Here is a 719-nt window from a genome sequence, read left to right on the forward strand (position 1 = left end):
GTAATGACTGAGGCTCGTATCTGTTTGATACTGGTTACTTTTTGATTGTACTTTTTTAGCTTTTTTAAAAGCTCTCCTACAAGGTTGAACTGATTACCGAACGGGAAAAGTTGATGATAATGTAACGGTTTTTTTGCTTTGGTAAGTAGCAAGGGTTGTATCTCATTGAGATACTCCATGAGTTCCATCATTTGCCAAGATTTTAATTCTAAACTTCGTGCATTGCCACGATTGCAAGCAGGTACATAGATTTTTCCTTTGCTGAGTTGCACATGCTCTACTAAAAGGGCTTTAAGGTCACTGGTGTTAAGCCCTTGATATACCATAAGGCCTACAATAATTTTATTGCGCTTGGTGGTTAATCTGCGATACGTGTTGTATGTATTGTCGGTTTCAAAACTGTAATACAGGTCTTCCAGTTCTTCTGTATCTAAGATGGTATAACTAAGTGGTTCAGTTACTCCTTTGATCGTGGTATTTTCAATGGGGTTGTCTTTTCGGTGTCCTTGGTTAACCAAATGGGTAAAGTACGTACGTAAATGTGCTAATTTAGCATTGATAGTACTTTTACTGTTTTTTTTCTTTTTTAAGTGGTTAATGTATTGCAAACAGTTATGATAGGTAATGGCATAAACCGTGTTACCTTGTGAGTTGCACCAGTTCGTAAAGGTTATTGCTTCTCGTAGTTTTGTATATGTGGTTCTTTCGGTATAACCGAG

General features: G+C 37.0%; 1 protein-coding gene. It reads right to left on the reverse strand.

From position 1 onward, the window contains the following. Nucleotides 1-719 (reverse strand): tyrosine-type recombinase/integrase (locus LCI24_RS16915; RefSeq protein WP_274641427.1); only part of this gene is annotated, 719 nt, incomplete at both ends.

The sequence above is a fragment of the Tenacibaculum larymnensis genome, assembly GCF_028829235.1.
In the GTDB taxonomy this organism is placed as follows: domain Bacteria; phylum Bacteroidota; class Bacteroidia; order Flavobacteriales; family Flavobacteriaceae; genus Polaribacter; species Polaribacter larymnensis.